19 protein-coding genes are annotated in these 24,450 nt (G+C 40.5%); 12 read left to right on the plus strand and 7 right to left on the minus strand.

Annotated elements, in window-relative coordinates; genetic code table 11:
- Nucleotides 1-91 precede the first annotated feature (91 nt).
- Nucleotides 92-2,662 carry a DNA mismatch repair protein MutS gene (gene mutS, locus PING_RS17470; RefSeq protein ID WP_011771621.1) on the plus strand — a complete coding sequence of 857 codons (2,571 nt, stop codon included), beginning with the start codon at nt 92-94 and terminating at the stop codon, nt 2,660-2,662.
- Nucleotides 2,663-3,174: 512 nt separating this feature from the next.
- On the opposite strand, the gene PING_RS17475 is transcribed toward mutS, so the two are convergent.
- Entirely contained in the window at nt 3,175-3,576 is a 402-nt protein-coding gene (locus PING_RS17475; protein WP_011771622.1) for an EF-hand domain-containing protein, read from the minus strand.
- A gap of 115 nt (nt 3,577-3,691) precedes the next feature.
- Nucleotides 3,692-4,576, minus strand: a complete 885-nt coding sequence (locus PING_RS17480; RefSeq protein ID WP_011771623.1) for a LysR family transcriptional regulator — start codon at nt 4,574-4,576, stop codon at nt 3,692-3,694.
- Between the two features lie 113 nt (nt 4,577-4,689).
- On the opposite strand from PING_RS17480, the gene metE reads away from it, so the two are divergent.
- Nucleotides 4,690-6,993, plus strand: a complete 2,304-nt coding sequence (gene metE, locus PING_RS17485) for a 5-methyltetrahydropteroyltriglutamate--homocysteine S-methyltransferase (RefSeq protein ID WP_011771624.1) — start codon at nt 4,690-4,692, stop codon at nt 6,991-6,993.
- A gap of 85 nt (nt 6,994-7,078) precedes the next feature.
- Here the strand turns inward: metE and PING_RS17490 are convergent, their stop codons facing one another.
- Nucleotides 7,079-7,651, minus strand: a complete 573-nt coding sequence (locus tag PING_RS17490) for a nucleoside triphosphate pyrophosphohydrolase family protein (RefSeq protein ID WP_011771625.1) — start codon at nt 7,649-7,651, stop codon at nt 7,079-7,081.
- Nucleotides 7,652-8,050: 399 nt separating this feature from the next.
- On the opposite strand from PING_RS17490, the gene PING_RS17495 reads away from it, so the two are divergent.
- On the plus strand, nt 8,051-9,511 hold the full coding sequence (locus PING_RS17495; protein WP_011771626.1) for a hypothetical protein: 1,461 nt from the start codon (nt 8,051-8,053) through the stop codon (nt 9,509-9,511).
- A 12-nt stretch (nt 9,512-9,523) separates the two neighbouring features.
- On the opposite strand, the gene PING_RS17500 is transcribed toward PING_RS17495, so the two are convergent.
- Nucleotides 9,524-10,366 carry a 23S rRNA (adenine(2030)-N(6))-methyltransferase RlmJ gene (locus PING_RS17500; RefSeq protein WP_041766672.1) on the minus strand — a complete coding sequence of 281 codons (843 nt, stop codon included), beginning with the start codon at nt 10,364-10,366 and terminating at the stop codon, nt 9,524-9,526.
- Nucleotides 10,367-10,516: 150 nt separating this feature from the next.
- On the opposite strand from PING_RS17500, the gene PING_RS17505 reads away from it, so the two are divergent.
- The 3 genes from PING_RS17505 to PING_RS17515 all read left to right on the plus strand — a co-directional run bounded on the left by PING_RS17505 (nt 10,517) and on the right by PING_RS17515 (nt 14,288).
- The gene (locus PING_RS17505; protein ID WP_011771628.1) at nt 10,517-11,884 is read left to right on the plus strand and encodes an MFS transporter; all 1,368 of its coding nucleotides are present in this window, start codon (nt 10,517-10,519) and stop codon (nt 11,882-11,884) included.
- A 33-nt stretch (nt 11,885-11,917) separates the two neighbouring features.
- Nucleotides 11,918-12,586 carry a single-stranded DNA-binding protein gene (ssb, locus tag PING_RS17510; RefSeq protein WP_011771629.1) on the plus strand — a complete coding sequence of 223 codons (669 nt, stop codon included), beginning with the start codon at nt 11,918-11,920 and terminating at the stop codon, nt 12,584-12,586.
- Nucleotides 12,587-13,067: 481 nt separating this feature from the next.
- Complete coding sequence (locus PING_RS17515; protein ID WP_011771630.1) at nt 13,068-14,288, plus strand: sensor domain-containing diguanylate cyclase; 1,221 nt, start codon at nt 13,068-13,070, stop codon at nt 14,286-14,288.
- A 392-nt stretch (nt 14,289-14,680) separates the two neighbouring features.
- Here the strand turns inward: PING_RS17515 and PING_RS17520 are convergent, their stop codons facing one another.
- Nucleotides 14,681-16,027, minus strand: coding sequence for an HD-GYP domain-containing protein (locus PING_RS17520; RefSeq protein ID WP_011771631.1), 1,347 nt, complete (start codon nt 16,025-16,027; stop codon nt 14,681-14,683).
- Between the two features lie 628 nt (nt 16,028-16,655).
- Nucleotides 16,656-17,666: an asparaginase gene (gene ansA / locus PING_RS17525; protein ID WP_011771632.1), complete on the minus strand. Its 1,011-nt coding sequence runs from the start codon at nt 17,664-17,666 to the stop codon at nt 16,656-16,658.
- Nucleotides 17,667-18,212: 546 nt separating this feature from the next.
- Between ansA and PING_RS17530 the strand changes: the two genes are divergently transcribed.
- Nucleotides 18,213-18,848: an alternative oxidase gene (locus PING_RS17530; RefSeq protein WP_011771633.1), complete on the plus strand. Its 636-nt coding sequence runs from the start codon at nt 18,213-18,215 to the stop codon at nt 18,846-18,848.
- An 82-nt stretch (nt 18,849-18,930) separates the two neighbouring features.
- On the opposite strand, the gene PING_RS17535 is transcribed toward PING_RS17530, so the two are convergent.
- The gene (locus tag PING_RS17535) at nt 18,931-20,841 is read right to left on the minus strand and encodes a RecQ family ATP-dependent DNA helicase (protein ID WP_011771634.1); all 1,911 of its coding nucleotides are present in this window, start codon (nt 20,839-20,841) and stop codon (nt 18,931-18,933) included.
- A gap of 177 nt (nt 20,842-21,018) precedes the next feature.
- Here PING_RS17535 and PING_RS17540 point away from each other — a divergent pair, with 177 nt between their 5' ends.
- From PING_RS17540 to PING_RS17560, 5 genes are all read left to right on the plus strand, one after another.
- Nucleotides 21,019-21,738, plus strand: coding sequence for a tRNA-uridine aminocarboxypropyltransferase (locus PING_RS17540; protein ID WP_011771635.1), 720 nt, complete (start codon nt 21,019-21,021; stop codon nt 21,736-21,738).
- A gap of 132 nt (nt 21,739-21,870) precedes the next feature.
- Complete coding sequence (locus tag PING_RS17545) at nt 21,871-22,671, plus strand: Cof-type HAD-IIB family hydrolase (protein WP_011771636.1); 801 nt, start codon at nt 21,871-21,873, stop codon at nt 22,669-22,671.
- 175 nt (nt 22,672-22,846) lie between these two features.
- On the plus strand, nt 22,847-23,098 hold the full coding sequence (locus tag PING_RS21160) for a hypothetical protein (RefSeq protein WP_041766674.1): 252 nt from the start codon (nt 22,847-22,849) through the stop codon (nt 23,096-23,098).
- Between the two features lie 220 nt (nt 23,099-23,318).
- Entirely contained in the window at nt 23,319-23,525 is a 207-nt protein-coding gene (locus tag PING_RS20790) for a hypothetical protein (RefSeq protein WP_232279385.1), read from the plus strand.
- A 157-nt stretch (nt 23,526-23,682) separates the two neighbouring features.
- Nucleotides 23,683-24,426, plus strand: coding sequence for a hypothetical protein (locus PING_RS17560; protein WP_011771637.1), 744 nt, complete (start codon nt 23,683-23,685; stop codon nt 24,424-24,426).
- Nucleotides 24,427-24,450 lie beyond the last annotated feature (24 nt).

Below are 24,450 nucleotides of genomic sequence, written 5' to 3' on the forward strand. Positions count from 1 at the left end.
AAGTTTTCTCCAATAAAGATCCAATACAATTGGAAATGTAAATTCAAGTGTTCTTATTATATAAAGTTATCATCTATTAAGTGTATTCATTATGACGCTAAGTGCGCAACAATTACAACAACATACCCCAATGATGCAACAATTTTTAACCATCAAGAGCGAAGTGCCCGACACTCTCCTTTTTTATCGCATGGGTGATTTTTACGAATTATTTTTTGATGATGCACGTAAAGCCTCACAGCTTCTGGGTATTTCTTTAACCCAACGTGGTAAAACCGGTGGTAATGCCATACCCATGGCCGGTGTTCCATACCATAGTGTAGAAGGATATTTAGCAAAATTAATTGCAATGGGAGAATCCATTGCAATTTGCGAGCAAATAGGTGATCCAGCCACTTCAAAAGGGCCTGTTGAACGAAAATTGGTGCGTATTATCACGCCGGGTACTGTTACCGATGAAGCTTTACTTAACGATCGTCAGGACAATTTATTATGCTCGGTCTACCAGTTACAAAATAGCTTTGGCATTGCGTCATTAGATCTTGGTAGCGGTCGTTTTATTATTAATCAATTCCAGCATACTGAAACCTTACAAGCAGAACTACAACGCCTTAATCCTGCCGAGCTTTTATATCCTGAAAACTTTGAACATATGGATTTAATAGAGCACCTACAAACCATTCGTCGCCGCCCTGAATGGGAATTTGAGCTGGCCACCAGCAAAAAAATATTAAATCAACAATTTTCCACCAAGGATTTAATCGGATTTGGTGTAGAAAAAGCAGAGGTTGCGCTTTGTGCCGCAGGCGCGTTACTGCAGTATATTAAAGATACCCAACGCACCAGTTTGCCACATTTACAATCGATCCAGTTAGAAAAAAATATTGACAGTGTTATTTTAGATGCTGCAACACGAAAAAACTTAGAGTTAACCCAGAACCTTTCCGGCGGCTTTGATAATACCTTAGCTGAAGTACTGGATTTCACCGTCACACCAATGGGAAGCAGACTATTAAAACGTTGGATACATCAACCGATCCGCAATTTTAATACGCTAACTTACCGCCAAACGATGATCCAAACCTTAATCGAACAGGATCTAAGCAGTGCCCTGGCTGACCCCCTAAAACAGATTGGTGATGTTGAACGTGTTATTGCCCGATTGGCATTACGCTCTGCCCGTCCACGCGATTTAACGCGCTTGCGTACCGCTTTTTCACTCTTACCAGAACTCCAGCACCTGATCGCAGACCTGCCAACTGAATTAGTCGGTAAGCTCAATAAAGAGATGGGACTTTACCCAGAGCTGCTGACATTATTAGAAAAAGCAGTCATTGATAATCCACCAGTTATTATTCGCGACGGTGGGGTTATCAAAGAGGGTTATAATGAAGAGTTAGACCAGTGGCGAAATCTTGCCAAAGGCGCAACCGATTATCTTGAGCAACTTGAAACTCGCGAACGTCAGGCAACCGGCATCAGCACCTTAAAAGTAGGCTATAACCGTGTGCATGGTTATTATATAGAAACCAGTCGTTCACAATCAGATATTGTTCCTGCCCACTACATCCGCCGGCAGACACTGAAAAATACCGAACGTTATATTATTGCTGAATTAAAAGAGCATGAAGATAAGGTTTTATCGAGCCGAGGCAAAGCGCTCGCCTTAGAAAAAAAGCTCTATGAGCAGTTAATCGACCTGTTATTACCGCATCTGCAAAATTTACAGTCAACCGCGCAAGCACTGGCCGAGTTAGATGTCCTTAATAACCTTGCAGAACGCGCTGTGACACTCAATTATGTGCGCCCTACCTTACAAGCTGAAAATGGTATTGAGATTGAAGAAGGCCGTCATCCGGTCGTTGAACAAGTGAGTAAAACACCTTTTATTGCCAATCCGGTTATGCTTAATGATAAGCGTCGTATGCTGATTATTACGGGTCCTAATATGGGCGGAAAATCCACTTATATGCGCCAGGTTGCACTAATGGTATTAATGGCACATATCGGCAGTTTCATCCCTGCTCAGCAGGCAAAAATAGGCCCTGTGGATCGTATTTTCACACGGATTGGTGCATCGGATGATCTTGCCAGTGGACGTTCCACTTTTATGGTTGAGATGACCGAAACGGCTAATATTTTGCATAATGCCACCAAAAACAGTTTGGTATTAATGGATGAAATAGGCCGGGGCACCAGTACTTTTGACGGTTTATCTCTGGCTTGGGCATGTGCTGAACAATTAGCCAAAAAAATCCAAGCCTACACGCTTTTTGCAACGCATTATTTTGAGTTAACCAAGCTACCTGAAAATATTCCCGAGTTAGTCAATGTTCACCTGGATGCCGTTGAACATGGTGATGCTATTGCCTTTTTGCATGCAGTACAGGAAGGTGCCGCTAATAAAAGTTACGGTTTGCAGGTTGCCGCATTAGCGGGTGTGCCAAAAGAGGTGGTGAGTAATGCCAAAAATATATTACGTCAATTAGAATTAGGCTCGCAGCCTCAAGCGAACTTAAATGAAAAACCGCTGCAGACAACCTTAGCTTTTGATGACGCGCAAACGAATCAGGCTCTGCTATTATTGGCCAACATTAATCCCGATGAGTTAACCCCCAAAAAAGCGCTGGAGTTAATTTATTTATTAAAAGAGCGGGCTTAGTGCCTTCGGACTTAAATAAGCTATTGATTTTAATGATAAAATGTGTCTGGTACATTTTTTAAAAACATTAAAGGTATTACCACAGAGGACACAGAGACGCTGCGCTACACAGAGTAAAGGCTAAGAAAAAAGTTACTAAGCTGGTTATTATTTTGTGTTTTCCTCCTTTAACTCTGTTGAAGAAGAAGAAGAATTGAAACAAAGTTTCGCAGTCTGATGAAGTGTCTGTGGTGAATTTTTTGTAAGAATATTAAGGGCATAATGAAATTAGGTCATGAATATATAATAGATCCGTTACTACTAGTGTAAACGTAGCTTGATGGATATAAAAATAACCGGGTAGTGGACTGCCCGGTTATTTTGAGTGCGCTGCTTTTACTGTTTTACCCTGCGACGGTTATTAGTAGTTGCTAGATGCTGATTAAACTCTTCCTAGCTAAGCTGCGCATCGCCATTCAAATCCAGCTCTTCAAAAGTGAACATAACTGCCCAGTTATTTTGAGTGCTGCTTTTTATTGTTTTAACCTGCGACTATTATTAGTAATTGCTAGATGCTGATTAAACTCTTCCTGGCTAAGCTGCGCATCGCCATTCAAATCCAGCTCTTTAAAAGTGAACATATTGGCATTTTGATTTGCGCCCAGACCAGGATTTTTCTCTCTACGTTGCGCAATAACAGCTTGGTATTCTTCTTCTGTCACTTGCCCATCGGTATTTTTATCCATTTCCTGATAGGTAAGCCGATACCTGACCTGCGTATTAATTTTATTGGCCATCTGGCTTAGGTTGCCCATGCCTTGACCACCCGCACCTTGACTACCCTTGCCTTGACCGCCATCTGACCCGGCTGCATAAGAAAAGCCAACAACAAACACCGTCATTAACGCCAGAAAAGTAAGCATTTTATCCTTCATAATATTTCCTTTTTTTATGATTTAAACCCGAGATCATTATAGTTCAAGAAATAAATTATGAAGGTCATCTCTATTGGCATAAAACATCCCTATGCTGATCCTTGCATGATAAGGTTTAGCGTGTATCCATCCCCAGTTTAATAAAAGCGTTAATATAAGAGACGTTTTGATCTTCTTTTTTAATCGCCGCATAGAGTGTTTTATAAATACCTTTTTTACCCAAACGTATTTTTTTAACATGATATTGAAGACTGTAACTGTCGGCTAACCATTCAGGTAATACACAAACGCCACGCTGATGTTCAACCATCTGTAGCATAATAGCCAAGGATTCAATTTGTTTATGTGCTTTAGGCTCAACCTTATCGGGCCATAAAAATAATTGAAAAATATCTAAGCGCTGCTTTTCTATCGGAAAAGTAAATAACATCTGATCACATAGATCCGCGGCAACAATATAATTTTTTTTCGCTAAGGCATGTTTTGTGGGCACGATCAGCACTTGTTCATATTCAAATAATGGATGAAATTGTAACTCTTTATGCTCATAAAAATCCGGCGTGATTAGTAAATCAACCTGTTGGTTTATTAATCCGTTGATCCCGGAAAATTGAAATTTTCTGATAATATCAATATCAATATTTGGCTGAGTGTGTAAAAACTGCGCGATCACTTGGGTTAACCATTCATGGCACGGATAACATTCCACACCAATTCGCAACAATCCCTGTAACCCTTGCCCCATTGCTTTCAAGGTCATTTCTGTTTGCACTAAAGTGGGCACAGTTTGTTTGCCAACTTTAAGTAATAACTCACCCGCCGGCGTTAAACGCAGGCGACGCCCACAACGCTGCCATAATTTTACGTTTAACTTTTTTTCAAGGTGACGAATCTGGTGAGATAACGCAGATTGCGTTAAACATAAAGCCTCAGCTGCCTGCGTTAGGGTGCCTTTTTCGTGCAGTGCAATCATGATTTTTAAATGCGACAGCTCAATCATTATGAATTTACCTCATGGTTTTGTAATAAATCATCATTATTTTTCATAGTTAATTCTAAATACAATCATTCTCAACTTCAATGTCTGCTCTATTTAAAAGGATGATAAAAATAATGGCTAAACTACATCACTTAGGTTTCCCGCGTATTGGCAATAAACGTCAGCTTAAATTTGCTCTGGAAAAATTCTGGGGTGGCGAATTAAGCGAACAGCAATTACAAACAAGCGCTGCCGATTTACGTCAACAAAACTGGCTGGATCAGCAAGACTTAGCGCTGGATTTATATACCGTCGGGGACTTCTCTCTTTATGATCAGGTACTTGATATGAGTTTTTTAGTGGGTAATATTCCCAGCCGTGCCAAACAAAGTGAGCAGGATAATAGTTTAGATAATTACTTTCGGGTGGCCCGTGGCCGATCTCAGCCACAGGAATGCTGCGCTGCCTCCCATGGACAATCGGGTGAGAGTCAGGCAGGAGAGATGACAAAATGGTTTAATACTAACTATCATTACATCGTTCCGGAGTTTGATGCGCAGACAACTTTCTTGTTAAATGCCAAGCAGCTGCTGCTACAAATTGAAGCGCTGCAGAAGATTAATAAAAACGTTAAACCGGTGATCATCGGCCCAGTAACCTATCTGTGGTTAGGCAAAGAAAAAGATAACAGCCAAAAACTCACGCTACTGCCAGAATTGCTGGAAGTTTACGCTGAATTATTGGCATTATTTGCAGAAAAAAATATTACCTGGGTGCAAATCGACGAGCCTATTTTAGTTTTAGAAATCCCTAAGCAATGGCAGGAAGCACTGCAGAGTAGTTATCAGAAATTGGGCCAATCCAAGGTTAAGCTTCTTTTAACCACTTATTTTGGCGAGCTTAAGAATAACTTAAAACTGGCCTGTGAACTGCCCATTGCAGGTTTACACCTTGATGCGGTTAATGCGCCACATGAAATAGATTCTGCGATAGATTATTTAGGGACTGATAAAATATTATCTCTGGGTATTATCAATGCGTGTAATATTTGGAAAACAGATCTTAATCAAACGTTAAATCAATTGCTTCCGATACATCAGAAATTACAGGACAGGTTGTGGCTGGCACCCAGTTCATCATTATTACATGTCCCCATCGATCTAAATAATGAAGACAAACTTGATTACGAAGTTAAATCCTGGCTGGCTTTTGCGGTTCAAAAATTACAGGAATTAAGCTTAATTGGCCGGGCTTTAAATGACGGTTTAAGCAGCGTTGAAGCGGCCTTTACTTATAATAAACTCTGTATTGAAAATCGTCGTCAAAGCCCTCAAGTCCACAAACAAGATATTAAAAGCAAAGTGCTTAATATCACGCCTGAATTAGGGCAGCGTAACTTGGCTATAAAGCAACGGGAAGCTTTACAGCAATCCTATTTAAATTTACCCAGCTATCCGACCACAACCATAGGATCTTTCCCGCAAACCAGTGATATTCGGCAATTACGTCAGGCCAAACGTTTAGGAGATATCAATGAAGAACAATATAAAAAAAGCATTAAAGAATCCATTGAATTTTGTATTAATGAGCAAGATCAGCTTGGCCTGGATGTCTTAGTGCACGGTGAAGCCGAACGGAATGATATGGTTGAATACTTCGGAGAGCTTCTTGACGGTTTTGTTTTCACCCAATTTGCCTGGGTGCAATCCTATGGTTCCCGCTGCGTTAAACCGCCGATTTTATTTGGTGATGTTTCACGTCCTAAGGCAATGACCGTTGAATGGTCAAGCTACGCACAATCTCTGACTGAGAAAAAGGTAAAAGGCATGCTTACGGGTCCGGTCACTATTTTAAACTGGTCTTTTGTGCGTGATGACCAGCCTCTGCAGACCACCTGTATGCAGATTGCGCTGGCCATTCGCGAGGAAGTGCTTGATTTAGAAAAGGCAGGGATTAATATTATCCAGATTGATGAAGCGGCGCTGCGTGAAAAATTACCACTGCATCGCTCCCAATGGCAGCAATATTTAAACTGGGCAATCGCAGCCTTTCGACTCTGTGCTAACGGTGTTAATGATAAAACCCAGATTCACACCCACATGTGTTATTCCGAGTTTAACGATATTATTGCGGCAATAGCACAAATGGATGCCGATGTCATTACCATTGAAACCTCTCGCTCGGATATGGTTTTATTAGATGTTTTTGAAGCGTTTAGTTACCCTAATGGGATAGGACCCGGCGTTTATGATATCCATTCTCCCAACATACCCGATGTTGAGCAGATGGTAAGTTTAATGAAAAAAGCAGCCCTGCGTATTCCGGCAGAGCAGCTTTGGGTTAATCCTGATTGCGGTTTAAAAACAAGGCGCTGGGAAGAGGTTAAACCTGCATTACTAAACATGGTTGCAGCAGCCAAAAAACTGCGCGCCAGTTAATAAAAATAGCCATAAGCTGTGAATAAAGAGGGTGAAAAGATTGCTGTTATCAACGCTAATCTCTTCACCCTTTTTGGGTATTATTTTAAACCAGCGGCGCTAAATCAGCCGGGCGGTAATAAACAGACTTTAAGACCTTACCTTGACGTATTTTCTTATCCGACAATTGCACATCCTGTGCGCATTTGGCGATAATAAAATTCCCCTTAATGCTATCAACCAATTCAATTCCCTGATCCGCATAAAATTGCTCGGTTTCTTGATATTCTTGGGCGCTGCGGCAGACTTTGCTCATATTGCTTGAATGCACTTCGTCCCAACAAGGTAAAAAATTAATCTTAAGCTGTTTGGCGACATTTAAAAAAAGATCAATCAAATAGCTGATCTCAATATGATCACTCGCCCCGGTTATGCCCCGGTGGACTAAGCGTCCCATCAGAACATAAATACTGTCCACAATCGCATCAGCTTGTTCAATTTTACAATCGGCCTGGGCCAATTCCGTTAATTCTTCAATAATTAACGAAGTATGCAGGGCGTCCGCTTGTACGTCTAATGAACTAAGATCATTACAGGGAAGATCAAAAGTCTGACGGAACTGCTCGATATCAGCATATAAGTGGTCGTAAATAGGTTGAGTCAATAATGACAGTTGCATACGTTAAACCCTAATCTCATAAACCATCGATTGTAGCAATAAAATGTTAAAAAAGAGAGCATTTCAGCGTGCAAAACTGATCACAAGTGGATCAGTTAGCCGCCCTGAAGGGAACTTAACGGGGTTAGCAACTGACAACAAAATCAGGCTATTCGTGCATTATTAATTTATCTAAGTCAAAAGAAAAGGCTATAATGATGGAGTTTACAAAAGTAAGACTTTTAAAATAGAAGGGATCCGGTAATTAATTTTTTAATAACAGCATTTTATTAAAAAAATAAAACTAAAACATCGCTTTATATCTGGCTGGCATGCCTTTTACCCCCACATAAATGAAGTAAAAAAAGTCGCTTTGGTATGACATCCCCCCCCGTTAGCCATTCATATTGAGAGGAATAATTGAAGAAAATCAGGCTTAAACAAGAAGAGCGTTTATCAATCAAACTCACTCATCAGATAGATCAAGGTGAGTTTCGTCGTATTGATGTTTATTTTTCTCTGCCAAAAGAGATGAGTATTAATAAAAATACGCTTTCGGAAATGGATTATTTCAATGCAGGAGTTCGAACTCGAAGCGCCTATTTTACTCAAGGTTTACATTTACCCTTATTACATAGCCGTTTTGCCAGTCGTATGAAACATTCCGCTGTTGAATATCGAAACCACCTGAATCTATTTGCTTATCAATATCTGACCGCACTTAATACCGATACGCATGACGTAATAAAGATCAATGATAGTGACAAGCTACGGGATTTTTATAATGCAGCACAAGAAATTGCCAATCACAGTATCGTCATACTAAGCAAAACCCGTGCCCATGCACCTAAAGATCCTAAACTGGGGGCGATTTTTGGCAATGTGGATAATTATCTATCCTGGTATACAGAACAAAGACTACTGGGCATGTTGGCAAAAAAACCGCGTTTATCCGAATTTACTGAAGAGCGTCTTGCACTGTTGCAGATCTGTAAAAATGAAAATTTATATCGCAAAGAAAAAGCCTATAACTCGCAGGCGTCACTTGACGATCCTAACCGGATTGCCAATAAAATGCGCCTATTACGCCGCTTAATTGAGTATGGGGTGATTTTTAAGACGGACACTCAAGCATTAGGTAATATCACCCGTAAAGTTGTTACCGGTGTTGCTACCGCGCTAATAATGAGTGTAGTACTGGTCTTAATTATTAAAACGCAGGGTGCTTTTAGTACCCTGACCTCCTTGATGGTGTTTATTCTCGCAATTATTTACGGGGTGCGGGAAGTTTTCAAGGATGATTTTAAAAACATTCTCTGGCAGTGGATCCGTAAAGGTAAACCTAAATGGGCCAGAGCATTAATCGATCCGACCAATAAAACAGAACTGGCAAAACAAAAAATTTGGCTTGATTATATTAAAACGGCCAACCTGCCGATCAAAACCCGGCAGCTGTTGGCAAAACGTAATATGCAGAATAAACAAAGTTCGGAGATATTACATTTTCGTCTTGAAACCAAAGTCGTGAGACAGGGTTTCCAAGCGGGTTATGACACGCTGGAAGAGACGATTGATTTTAGTTTGCTACCTTTTGCGCGCTTTTTAGAACGCGGTAGCGGTAAGCTTTATGAGCAAAATGAGGCATCCTCAAACAAAGAAAAAATTAAAACCACCTCCATTGAGCGACGCTATCAAATAAATGTGGTGGTTGCATTAGATCAGGGTAAGTACACAGAACAGTTCGAGCGTTATAAAATAACCTTAAACCGCTCTGGCATTATTGATATTGAAAAAGCAGGCAAATCCGCGATCCAGGATAAACCAGAAGGCGGGCGTTATTCTAAACTAAAAACATTATTACATTTTAAAAAACAGCGCTAAAAAAGAAAGCTATTATTCTGCAACTAAAGTTTCAATGCGATAAAAGCCCTGATTATCAAAACCTAATAGTTTGGCTAAAAAAGGCAATGATGCCTGCATCTCTTTTTTTAACGTCCAGGGAGGATTAATAACAATCATGCCGCTGGATGTCATGCCCATCTGATCCGAGTCTTCCTGAAGACCCAATTCAAAAAGTTGAATATTTTTAATACCCGATGCTTTTAATGCTTTTTCCATTTTATCAATGGTCATACGGTTAACGACCGGATACCAAAGTGCATAGGTACCCGTTGCAAAACGCTTGTGCGCTTGTATTAATGTTTCAACTACTTGGTGATATTCAGTTTTAATTTCATAGGAGGGATCAATTAAAATAAAACCGCGCCGCGCTTTGGGCGGCATATTGGCAATCAGGCCTTGTAAACCATCACTTTTAGCCATTTTTATTTGCCGGTTCCCTGAAAAATTAGCGCACATATTGATAAATTCATTAGGGTGTAATTCAAATAAAAACAAGCGATCTATGTCGCGTAACATCTGCACTGCAATACTGGGTGAGCCAGGATAATGTTTTAATTGACTCTGGGCATTAAATTCAACAACTTGTTCCATATAACGCGCTACGGGAACGGGCAAATCTGAGCGTCCCCATAATGGAAAAATACCATTATTAAACTCTTTCGTTTTTAAAGCTTCGGGAGACTGAAATGAATAAGCTCCGCAGCCCGCATGAGTATCAAGATAACAAAAAGCTTTCTCTTTTTTGAGCATATAATCAATAATTGATGTGGAAACAATGTGCTTTAACACATCCGCAAAATTACCTGCGTGAAAAGAATGTCGATAGCTGAGCAAAAATGACTCCATAAATATAATTGGTATAAGCGCTGCAGTATAAATAAAATTGTCTGCAAATGCGCTAAAAATAAAAGCTTATGTCGCTGCTATCATGTTATTATTGCCGCCCGATTTATTTCTGCCTATCGCCTTAAAAATGGATGTTCAATGCAATCTGATGCACTAAACCCTCTAGAAAGACGCACCGCCATCTCACTTTCCGTGGTGTTTGCGTTACGTATGTTAGGCCTGTTTATGATCATGCCGGTCTTTGCCATTTACGGGAAGGAACTGATTGGTTATTCCCCGATCTGGGTAGGTTTTGCAATTGGTGCCTATGGTTTAACACAGGCATTATTACAAATTCCCGCGGGCATGTTGTCTGACAAATTTGGCCGACGTCCGATTATTTTTATCGGTTTACTGCTTTTTGCTATCGGCAGCTTAATCGCTGGCTATTCAGAAACGGTTTATGGTGTAACAGCCGGACGCGCTATTCAAGGTGCAGGTGCAATTGCCAGTGCGGTGTTAGCCTTGGCAGCCGATGTCACAAGAGAAGAACAACGTCCCAAGGCAATGGCCATGATTGGGGTCAGTATTGGCCTTGCCTTTGCATTGGCAATGGTTGCAGGTCCTGTTTTAGCACCCATAATTGGCTTACAGGGTTTATTCTTTATTACTGCAGCCGGTGCCCTGACCGGTATTGCTATCGTCTATTTTGTCGTGCCGCACGTGGTTAGTAAAGCCCCCAGAGGCGAAACCGTTGCCATTCCTGCATTGCTTGCAAAATTAGTCAAAGATCCGCAACTGCTACGTTTAGATGCTGGCATTTTCATTTTACACATGGCACTCACGGCTATGTTTGTCGTATTACCCCTGCAACTGCTGAATATGCAATTACCTGCAGCACAACATTGGCACTTATACCTGCCGGCGTTACTAGTTTCATTTATATTAATAGTGCCTATGCTTATCATGGCTGCCCGCAAGCAAATGAACAAACAGTTTTATCTGTTTGCCATTTTGTTAATGGCTGCAAGTTTAATTGCAATGTCACTTAACTCTCAATCACTTATATGGATGTTTGTGTCCATATTATTTTATTTCACTGCTTTTAATTTTTTAGAAGCATCATTACCGGCATTTATCTCAATGGTCTCTCCTGCAGGCTCCAAGGGTAGTGCAATGGGGATCTATAGCACTTGTCAGTTTTTAGGTGCTTTTTTTGGTGGGATTTTAGGGGGATTTTCCTATAAACTACTCGGTAGTAGTGGCTTATTTTTATTTTTAGCCGGGTTAATGGCAATTTGGTTTTTTATCTCATTAGGTATGAATAATCCAAGTAAAGTCCGCACCCATACTATTACAGCATTAATCAAGGATGAAACTCATGCACAGTTAATGACTGAACAGCTAATTATGCTGGAGGGGGTCTTAGAAGTCGTCATCATCGTTGAAGAACAAACAGTTTATATTAAAGTAAATAACCAAGTCTTTGCATTGAACAAAGCGCAAGAAATTTTAGCAAATACTTAATCTACAACATAAAGCAGTAAGCGGAGCAAAAAGATGTTTAACCGAAGCGTAAACAAAGTAGTCTTAGTCGGTAATCTGGGAAAAGATCCAGAAATGCGTTACATGCCAAACGGCAATGCAGTAGCAAATTTAACACTGGCAACAACAGAAAGCTGGAAAGATAAACAAAGCGGCGAGCGCAAAGAAAAAACAGAATGGCATCGCCTGACGGTATTTAACCGTCTGGGTGAAATGTGTGGAGAATATCTTAAAAAAGGTGTAAAGATTTACGTCGAAGGTAAGTTACAGACGCGTAAATGGCAGGGACAAGACGGCCAGGACAAATATACAACCGAGATTGTGGTGTCAGAAATCCATATGATGGATGCGCGTAATCCAACCCAAGCCGGTAGTCAGCCTTTCCAGGGTAACGGACAGCAGGATAACGGACAGCAAGAGCAACAAAGCTGGGGTAAAGCACCGCAACAAGCGCCGACTCAACAGCCTGCGCCGCAAATGGCCCCTGCCTACCAGCAATCAACGCAAAATCAGCGTCCACCGGCACAAGCACCACAGCAACCAGCGCAAAATCAGCGTCCACCCGCGCAAACACAACAGCAACCAGCACAAAATCAGCGTCCACCAGCACAAGCACCACAGCAACCGACGCAGACTCAATATAATGAGCCATCAATGGATTTCGATGATGATATTCCTTTTTAGTTTTCAAACTTTTAAAATGTAAAATCAGAAAATTTTTTATTAGAGCCCCGTTTTTCGGGGCTTTTCTGTTTTTGTGAGGGTAGATCGAAGTAGATAAATAATTGTAATATTTTTTAAGACTTAAATTCAAATAATCAAAGGACATTTGGTTTTAAATAAAGTTTTTATCTTCTGATCATTCCAAAAACACTTTAAATTAGTTACTGCAACAATAAAGTACGGAATATAAGTTATAAATATTTACCTGTTCACCCATAGGCCAGCAAAGAGAGAAGCAAACAAATATTGATTTAAGTTAATTAGAAGGTTTTGGTAGTATATTATACCCAAGTAACTCTTTGCCTTATATTGGCTAAATGCTCCTATTTAAAACCATGTTAGAAAAAATGTTATAAAATATTCATGACCATTTTTATTGAGCTTCTTGCTGTTAATACCCGCTATAATGGCCAAAGCATGTGCATAATCAGGAAGGTTTTTAATGCTAGAGATGAACAACATTTTTTGCTACGGACAAATCATTATCGCAGATAATATAGTTGTCAGCATCGATCAAAACTTTATCGATATATTAGGTTTTTCTTCTCTGGATGAAATGTATTCCGCTCAATCTGATCCCTTAGCATTTATTGCTGCGGACTATAGTGACGAAATATTAATAAAATCTGAGCGTTTAAATTCAGGCTCTTTCGAGACCCATGGTAATGTTCTTTATTGCACCAAAAAACAGGGTCAGAAGATTGCAGTGTTTGTATTGGCGCAGCAAATAAATTGGAAAAAGCAACCCGCACTTGAATTACAAATCTTTGATATCTCTTTAAAGATCAGCGCCCAGCAACTTATCAATAAATCGAGATATGAACGTCTTGTTGAACATTCTGATCAAGGCGTTATGATCCATCGAAATTTTAAACCTCTGCTTGTTAACCAGGTCTGGGTTGAACTAATGGCTGCTAAATCCATTCAGGATGTGATTGAAAATCTAAATATATTGGATCTTATCCCCACCGAACATCATGCTAGCGCTATTGAACGATACCAAAAAGTCATCACGGGAGAGGCAATTGGAGAAAGTCATATTATCGAGAATATTCGTTTTGATGGAATAAAACGATTTTTTAATATTTATGATCATGCTATTCAATGGCAAGGAGAGCCTGCTGTAGAAGTTGTTATGGTCGATGTTACCGACAAAGTGATGGCAGAAAAAAGACTTGCCCATAAAGCCTTCCATGATTCGCTGACGGATCTTTATAATCGTGATGCTATCTACAAATGGATTCACGAGCATTGCGGTAAAGTCAACTCCATGAGTTGCATGCTTATCGATTTAGATAACTTTAAAAGAGTTAATGATACCTATGGTCATTCTAAGGGGGATAATGTCTTAAAAATATTTGCCAATTTATTTAAAGAAAAAATAGCTGAAAAGGGAGTGATAGGAAGATGGGGAGGGGAAGAGTTTATTGTATTTGTCCCCGACAGAGATAAAAAAACGGCACTTGCACTGGCAGAAAAAGTCCGGATTGCCTGTGCGCAAACCCCTTTATTCTTGCAGGGTAAAGAGATTATAACAACCGTCAGTATCGGTGTTAGCTATACCGACTCTTTTGCGCAAATTAAGCCCAAAGATATTATTAAACAAGCCGACCATAATATGTATTTATCAAAATCATTGGGTAAAAATCGGGTAACAGGTTAATTTTCTCTGTCTAAATTATTCAAATAAACAATAATTTAGATCTATTAAAGCCCCTATAACTGACCTATATCGACTTACACAAGTCCGTCAAAGACTGTTTTTCAGATGCAAAAAACACAAAAATTTACGTTAATCCACCACCCAGATGAGTCCCTAACAATTCACCAATCACTTTCGTTGATAACTCTTGCCTGAGCAGATAGTGGTGCTAGCAATGCACTGCATATGAATAAAGACGATAGCCATTGCTTTCATTAGGTGTACCCCTCTCAACGACACAATAAAGACTGCATATTTAGCAAGGCTTTTTTCGGCTCTTGTACAAAAGAATTGGTTTTATAGTCCCAAAGTACTGTTATGCATCATGGTGCTGTCAATTCAGAAAATAGTGGTCAGTGATCAGTAAAAATCAACTCATCAGATATCTTTACAAGCGCCTCATAGCAACGACGATCAATTTGCGTATCAAGATGCTCCGCCATCATTTTCAGTGCATCAGGCACGGGGATCGGTCCTCTATAGGGGCGATCTGCCGTAATAGCATCAAATATATCTGCCGTTGTAATAATACGGGTATCCAATGTTATTTGGTCGGCTTGCAGGCCAAGAGGATATCCTTTGCCATCCATGCGCTCGTGATGTGCTTGTGCTACATCTGCAAGCCCTGTAAAAGCGCTAATACGTGAAAGAATCTCACCAGTAAACCCAGGGTGCAATTTAATAGTGGTAAATTCTTCGTCAGTCAATTTCCCCGGCTTATCAAGGATGCTATTACTGATGCCTAATTTGCCCACGTCATGTAATAAAGCGGCGCGCTTTAACCATCGGCGGCGCTCTTCTGAATAGCCGAGCTCTTTCGCCAGCAATTCGGTAATTAAGGCAACACGGTTACTGTGTCCCGCGGTGAAAGGGCTCTTTGAGTCGACTACTTGCCCGAAAGCGGCCGCTATCTCATCAATGTAATCTTCATCCAGCGTTACTCGAAACTGTGCTGGTTCTAATTGAATGATCTGCTCAGCAAGGTTTGTGCTTGCGAGAGTTGTCCAAAAGGTATCATCAGCAATACTAATAAAACAGTCGACAAGAGAGGGGTCAAACCAGCTATTGCGGCGTTTTTTAACCTCGGTGAGGCAGGCATTTTGGCCTGTTCCTGTGAAAAAAACATCGATCACTTGCGATAACAACGCGATTCTGGAATACAGTGCAATGGCGTTACCTTTTAGCCCGTAAGGCTGTCCCCCGCCGTTCCAGTGCTCATCCAGCCCTCTGATACCGTCAGCTACCGATTCGTTAAAGCGAAGCTGGCGAGCAATATCAGCACCTCTCTCACAGCGTGTTGTCATTAACTCTTTGCTCCACTGAGTGCCGTTACGCATAACGGATAACGTCTGTTTGAAGCGCTCAGCTAAGCCTTTTTGAACACCCGTATGCTGCAGTACAAAATTGAGGACTTGTGTCAGGCTGCCATCCACGGATTTGAAATCATGTTTAAAATCCAGATCGTCAGTGGCATAGAGTTGGCATATGCGGGCAGCATTACTGCTGCATCCCAGATCTTTTAACAAAATTGTATAGTACAACTCCCATAATTGATGATCCTGCAGGCCGCTGGCCTTTCCCAGTTGCATTCCTATCCAGCAAGAGCGAACACAGTGGCCTGGTGGTTGTCCTTCTGTCATATCTAGTGCATGACTAAGAGCACTTATTAGCTCTGACATTTTCATTGATTGATCGGACATGAGCGACCTCGCTAAGAGAGATATGAGATAAATGATAAATGGAGTCTAGAAGAAAGCAAAAGGGCCACCCCGAATAGCGCCATAAAATATCAAAAAGTATAGGTAAAATAAAACGTCATTTTTCATAAAATGAAAATACATCCTGCCTAATTTTTTTCTCGTTTACCAGTCTATTATATCTTTGAGAGAATGAAAGTCGGCAATCTGTCATCTATTACTCACCTGTTTTCACATAATTCGTCATTCAAAAAAAGCGCCTCACTGCTGCGCAAACCAGTTTTGAATATTGCTTTTATTTCTTTTATTCAAATAGACTTATCTAAGGCGGTGATCTACTTTGTGGGAGCAATAATTCGACGACTTCGTCATTTTTATATTCAGGTGACTAAGTATTTTTTGGGTCACCAACGGAGCCTCATTAGACACATTCCTGTGCCTAGCCCTTCAGGCAGCATTCAGTGGAGTTATTTAGTGATATTTGGGAAAGTGCTGTTGATAGTTGCATAAAAAATCCGATATTTTGAGTACATCGGATTTTGATCTCGTTCAGCTAAAAATCAATATATTTTTCTTAACTGATCGGCATTAAGCAGTATTGCTGGTTTTTTTATGTACAAAATGCAATAAATTAAGTTAATTCACCGCGCAGATTAGTCCCTAACAATTCACGAATCACTTTCGTTGGTAACTCTTGACTGAGCAGATAATATAGCTTGGCAATAACGGTTTCTGTGGTCATATCCAGCCCGCTGATAACGCCCGCCTCACTCAGTGCATGCCCGGTGGCATAACCCTCCATATTCACGCTGCCTTTTAAACACTGACTGCAATTAACAATTAAAATACCACGATCCGTGGCTTCTTTTAGAATCGCTAATAATTGCTCATCTTGCTGCGCATTTCCCACCCCATAGGTTAACAGTACAAGTGCCTTTAATGGGCTTTTTAATAAAGTATCCAGAATATTCCAATCTAAGCCGGGGAAAAGGTGCAGAATGGCAATCGAATGCGCACGAATATCAGTAATGCGTAAACGGGTATTAACCGCTTTTTGGGTAATACCGGCAATATTCTTGATTTCAATCCCTGCTTCCAGCAAAACTGGGTGGTTAGGAGAAACAAAAGCACTAAATCCATCGGCATGTTGTTTGCTTGCACGGTTACCGCGAAACAATTGATTATTAAAAAAAACACAGACTTCATTAATAGGATGATGCGCGGCAATATACAAAGAGTTTAATAAATTAGCGCGCGCATCGGAACGTAATTGTGACAATGGAATTTGTGATCCCGTCACAATCACTGGCTTGGATAAATTTTCAAATACAAAGGATAATGCCGAAGCGGTATAAGCCATGGTATCGGTACCATGGAGAATAATAAAACCATCAAAGTCGTGGTAACGCGCTTGAATATCCTGCGCAAGATCCTGCCAGACAGAAGGGGATACATTGGCTGAATCAATCAACGGATCATATTCATGAATCTCAAAATCAGGCATTTGGCTATGATAAAACTCCGGCATATTAGCAATGGTTTTTGAAAGATAACCTGCTACCGGAATGAAGCCTTCTTTTGAGGGTTTCATGCCAATGGTGCCGCCTGTGTATGCGATATAAATTCTTTTTTTATGTGCCATTTAACTTCTCATTTAGGTTTTCATTTAGGTTTTCATTTAGGTTCTCATTTAAACCATTTTTAGCGATTAGATTCAGACTGTTTTTATCTGTCTAATTCTACGTTAAGTTTATTCTTATTGGTGAATAATTCTTTTATGACAATACGATAAGTCATACCCGTCCAAATTTTTGTGGCGATAGCCCCATATTGTTCATCAAGGAGCTTATGGGGTTACAAAAAAGCTAACAATAAAGGCTTAGACAGCGCTTTTTCGACTTATTAGTATAAATAGTTTGATTTAAATCAATATATTTATGTCAAAAAGAACAGCCACAAACAAGCTAATATTATTAACATAAGACCAACAATTCAATTGCCCCTGTAACATCTTTTCTTCTGTCCCTTTAAAACCAAGCGCAAATGTTACAGCTTTTATTCGCCTGAAAAATTATTGTTAAAATAGTTTTTTTTGCTGTTTATCCCGGCTGTTTGAGCCTATTGACCTGGATAAAATAAATGATTATTTTGAAGTAGATCACTTTTAACCTTAAGCTGAGAGAGTCTTATGTCTAACTTTGAATTATCACATCAAAAACCTAATAAAGTATCTGAATATATTGCATATAAAATAACCCAATCTTTAAAATTTATGCTCAATCTTTTTTACGGCAAAAAATATGCAAAACGCGCGGTTATTTTAGAAACCATTGCAGCCGTACCAGGCATGGTGGCGGGTATGCTCAACCACCTCAAAGCATTGCGCCGAATGCGAGATGATCAGGGATGGATACGCGAATTATTAGATGAAGCAGAAAATGAACGGATGCATTTAATGATCTTTCTGGATATCGCTAAACCGACTTGGATTGAACGTACCTTAGTCCTGCTTGGACAAGGCATTTTCTTAATTATCTATACTTTCTTATATATTTTATCTTCAAAAACAGGACATCGCGTAGTGGGATATTTTGAGGAAGAGGCCTGTAAAAGTTACAGCGAATTTTTACAGAAAATTGATGCGGGTGAAGTCGAAAATGTGCCGGCACCTAAAATAGCAAAGGATTATTACGCATTAGATGATGATGCATGCCTGCGTGATGTAGTGCTGTGTATTAGAGAAGATGAAGGAAAACACCGCGACCGCAATCATGAATTTGCAGATTCATTTGAAACGGGTGATCTGCCCTCTCATCAACAGTAACAGTTTTTATAACCAGCCAAACCAGTTAAATATGTAAATATGTAAATTCAGTGGTTTGGCTTTATCGCTTTGAATCTGATTATTATAAAAGGTGTTCTTCTACCCAGGCTTTTACTTCGCCAAAACGGTATTTTTCTAACACTGCAAAACCCTTAACACTGCGCACTTTCAGGCGCGTAAAAACAGGAGTGATTAATCCACAGAAGAAACGTGCCAATAGCACTGAAGTGGTCTGACTTCCTAATTTTCTGCGAATTTCCGCACTTAATTCTTCAAAATCAGTCTTCTTCAGGGGGAGTAAAACGGGGGTAGCAGGCATGATGGCAGGATATCCGGCACAGACAGAACAATGACCGCAGGGCTGCTGTAAATTATTATCTGAGAAATAATGGGCGAGCTGCAAATTCAGGCACTGGTCACTGGCAAAGAAATCCAGTAAAAAATGAATACGCTGCACTTCATTGCCTTCTTTCTCATTAAAACGCTGCACCAGCAGTTCACGTAAATTGCCATTTAATGCTTCTTTGAAAACACGATAGACTTGGGTCATCTGCTTGCTCTGCAGTTCGATTAGCCCTTGCTGATCAAGGTAGTCAATCGCCGTGATAACGCGCTTGCGATCCGACGGGTAGAGCGATTGCATCTTTTCAAAATCAATGGTCGCCCAGGTTCTTGCCTTGTTGGAGCTTTGTAATATTGCCTGCACAAAATTATAACGCTCATCTTTAAAGCGCTCTAATAAGACCTGTTCCGGTACTAATAACTTGTATTTATATTCAGCATAATAACTATAAGCGGGTTGCAGCAGACCTTCTAATTCTAAATAAACCAATAATGTTTTAAGGGTCAATAAACGAATATTCGATTCGCTGGAGAGGCTGTTCATAACCATCTCCCACTGCCCGTTGGTCTGCCCTATTTCATTGAGCACAAAATCAATCGCACTGGGCTCCGGAGTGTCGGCATAAACAAAATTTTCCAGGGTATTAAGATTATTTTTATTGGCCAACACTAAACAATCAGCGGGTCGCCCATCACGCCCGGCACGGCCAATTTCCTGAGCATAATTCTCGATCGATTTCGGTAAATCATAATGGACAACAAAACCGATATCGCTTTTATCAATGCCCATTCCAAATGCAATGGTCGCAACTATTAAGGGTAACTCTCCGGACATAAACTGCTGCTGTATGGATTGCCGTTGCTCGCCATTCATCCCTGCATGGTAAGCCTGAGCAGGAACGCCTGAAGAACTTAACTGCTTGGCCACCTCTTCGGCGGTTTTCTGCAGGGTCACATAAATAATGCCCGCTTGCTGCTTACGATCATCGAGCCAGGGTAGCAATGTGTTGAGTTTGTCAAAACTGCCAACGCCTAACACCGACAAATTTAGATTCGCCCGGTAAGATCCCGTTAGGGTAATATTATCGGCGTCAATGGCAAATTTATTGCCCATATCCGCGATCACTTTCTGTGTTGCCGTGGCCGTTAATAACAATACTTGCGGGATATTAAATTCACGGCGATATAATGCGAGCTTCAGATAATCGGGTCGAAAGTTATGTCCCCATTCAGAAATACAGTGCGCTTCATCAACCACCAGCAGGGAAATAGGAATCTTCTTCAAAAACAAACGGAAACGTTCACTGTTTAATCGTTCAACCGAAATAAACAAAATTTTCACCTGCCCGCCCGCGATGTCCTTATAAACCTGTGAAGATTCAGCCGGGGTTTGCAGGGAGTGAATACTCGCTGCACTGATCCCTTTGCTCTGTAAAAATTCAAGTTGATCCTGAATTAAAGCAAGCAGTGGTGAAACCACTAAGGTTAAATGCGGCAGATGTAGTGCAGGGAGTTGATAACATAAAGACTTACCTGAGCCGGTCGGAAATATGGCGGCAGCACTGTGCCCTGCAAATAAAGCCTGAATCACTTTTTCCTGACCTGCTCTAAAGGTGGAAAAACCGAAATACTGCTGGAGTAACTGCAACATAAATAAACCTCTGATCAACTGATAACCCTTTATAACACATGACGGCTCTGCCTTAATATGACGATTTAAATAGCCCGGATATATAATTCACTTTTCTATAATAAAAACAGGTCTTAGATTCAAATAGTTTAGGTATATAATCCCTCCTTCGTATAATCAAAATAGGTTAATAACTTAATGCACATCCATGCTATCCAACAACTTTATCAGCACCGACTTGCCCAATCCACCCGCCCTTTTTTAGCCCGGGGATGCAAGGCAATACGTTGTGTAAACTGTATGTTATTACCCTATTTATGCATTTGTGCGATAAAAAAAACCGTCAATACAAACAGCGCATTTTTACTGTTAATGTATGATGATGAAATATTAAAACCCAGTAATACCGGGCGATTGGTTGCAGACTTAATTCCCGATACTTTTGCCTATATTTGGTCGCGCACTCAGCCAAACCAGCAACTGCTGGATTTACTGCAGGATCCCAAGTGGTTGCCGATTGTTATATTCCCGGCAGAGTACAGTACACCCGAGCGTCTTTTGACAGAATACCCGGCACCCGCCTATGGCAAGCGACCCTTGTTTATTTTATTAGATGCAAGCTGGGCTCAAGCGAAAAAAATGTTTCGTAAGAGCCCTTACTTAAATGACTTCCCGGTTTTATCCTTTTCACCGGATACTCTGTCGCGCTATTTAATCCGTAAAGCGGTTAAAAAAAATCAACTTGCAACGGCAGAGGTGGCTGGGTGTGTTTTAGACTTTATTGGGGAAAGCGAAAATTCAACGATTATGAATCTGTTATTTGAAACCTTCACCGAGAATTACATATTAGGTAAAGAGTGCAAACAGTTAACGGACAATGCCACGCAGTTTCGTCTACAAAAAGCTTTAAAATCTTAATGCTGCTTATCAAATCTGACGTTTATTGATTAAATGACTCAGGAAAAATTTGCAAGTTGCTTTTAAAGTTAAGAAGGTTGAGTATTATAGAAAAAGACTCTCCCTCTACTTGAATCCTAAACGAGAATTTATATGTATAAGATTGCAGCATCAGATCTCGATGGCACGCTGTTGACATCGGAACACCAAATCCTTCCCTTTACTAAGCAGGTATTGACGCAATTGCATCGCCAGGGCACTGACTTTATTTTTGCAACGGGTCGTCATCATATTGATGTTGCACATATGCGCAAACAGCTGGGCATTCCGGCATTTATGATCACCTCCAATGGTGCGCGTGTGCATAACTGTGAGAATGAAATAATTTTCAAGCGCAATATAGCCCCGGATGTCATCAAAGGCATGATTGAAATGTTCCAAAGTGATCCGGAAATTCAAGTTCACCTCTACCGTAATGATGACTGGCTAATCAGCAAAGAGGACCCAAACAACCCCTGTAAGCAGGAAAATTTTTCATACGGGCTATTTGATATAAACAATCCACCGTTGGAAAATATCGCTAAAATTTTTATAAAACACCAGGATCAAAACCACGAAAAACTGGTTATCTGGGAAAATAAAATCAAAGCGGCATTTCCAGGCCAGACCCATGTCACTTTTTCTTCACCCAATTGTCTTGAAATGATGGATGGCGGAGTGTCAAAAGGACATGCTCTTGACGCTATTGCTAAAATGAAAGGTTATGCACTAAAAGACTGTATCGCTTTTGGTGATGGCATGAATGATTTTGAAATGCTTTCTATGGCGGGAAAAGGTCTGGTAATGGGCAGTGCGCACCATAAAGTAAAATCAGCGTTACCTAATCATGAAATCATAGGTCACTGCGATGAAGAGGCTGTTGCGCATTATCTTGTCAAACATCTGCTCGAATAAGCAAACATAAATTCCGGACATATTTTAATGGTTTTTTACTTTGAGGTAAAACGTGGCAACTTAACGCACAGTTTTTGAAAATAAATTATTTATAAAATAAAAACACACACCATCAATTAAAAATAATTACACCCGATAAACTGATGTTTTTTAACACTGAACATTGAGGCTAAAATTGTATTTATTATTATTTCCATCGGCAGCCCTTTGTGTTTATTTGATGTCAGAAACCTCATTATCACAATTCCTGCCCATGGATCCTATTTTACTTCCCCTAAAACTGTCCAGAGTGTTGATGGCAGGAAAAGCGCTGGTAATGGGCAGTGCGCACCATAAAATAAAATCAGCGTTACCTAATCATGAAGTCATAGGTCACTGTGATGAAGAGGCTGTTGCCCATTATTTTGTCAAAAATCTGCTCGAATAAGCAAACATAAATTCCGGACATGTTTTAATGGTTTGTTTACTTTGAGGTAAAACGTGGCAACTTAACGCACTGTTTTGCAACTAAATTATTTATAAAATAAAAATATATTCCGTCAGTTAGAAGGAATTACACCCGATGAATTGATGTTTTTTAACACTGGACATTGAGTCTGACATTGTATTTACTATTATTTCAATGGGCAGGCCTCTGTGTTTATTTGATGTCAGAAACCTTATTCTCACAATTCCTACCCATGGATCCTATTTTACTTCCCCTACAACTGTCCAGAGTGTTGATAGCAGGGAAAGGTCTGGTAATGGGCAGTGTGCACCATAAAGTAAAATCAGCTTTGCCGGATCATAAAGTCATAGGTCACTGCGATGAAGAGGCTGTTGCCCATTATCTTGCCAAACATCTTCTCCGATAGGCGAGCCTAAATTCCGAACATATTTTAATTATTTGTGTACTTTTAATTGAAAGCGTGGCGAATTTAAGTAAAAGCGTGGCAAATTAAGTCGCTTTTTTACAGATTGATTCTTTATTAAATAAAAAAGTCTACCGTCAATTAAAAGGAATTACATACAATGAAGATAACTAGACCGCGAAACCTGCTGCTACTAGCCGCCTTGCTCTCTGTCACCGGCTGCTTTCCCAGCTGTTCGTATTATAATACCATATTTGGTACTAGTGGTACTAATGGCAGTGCAGTTGTGACAGGTCCTGAAACAGGGAAAATTGACAGTGAGATCACTCTCGACGGAAGTCTAAGCAAGTCTGTTCGTATTCTGGAATGGAGTATCGCAGCACCCAAAGGCAGTAACGTAACCAAATGCAACGTCGGAGCTGATGATATCAACAGCACCCGTTACTGCACCTTCACTCCAGATATCAGTGGTGAGTATGACATTCAATTAACCGCCCTTGCTGGTGGATCTGGCAAAGATAGTGTTGAAAACCATAAGATTCAGATCGTCGCGAACGTTGCCACTCGAGTCTCGATCGATTCAACTTCGGAAAAGATTAAGGCTGATGCTCCTCGCACCTTGATGTTGAAAGGTCTGGCCCACGACCCCGATGACGAACTGATCATGGAATGGTCAGTGCAGGACAATAATTGCGCCGAGCAGCCCAGCTTCAGTGATCCGGCTAGCCTTTCCACGGAGCTCACGGTGGGCCGACAAGTTGCAGGGCTGGACTGCTCCTTTTCCGCCCAGCTAACAGCTAGCCCGGTGATAGGGTACGTTGCCGCAGATCGAATTTTAATAACAGTAAAGGCTCCTCTCGTTACGTTCGTTACAGGCGTTACGGGCGCTGCCGGCGGCAACTGATTATTTTACCCTGCGCCATATAAT

The sequence above is a fragment of the Psychromonas ingrahamii 37 genome (assembly GCF_000015285.1).
In the GTDB taxonomy this organism is placed as follows: domain Bacteria; phylum Pseudomonadota; class Gammaproteobacteria; order Enterobacterales; family Psychromonadaceae; genus Psychromonas; species Psychromonas ingrahamii.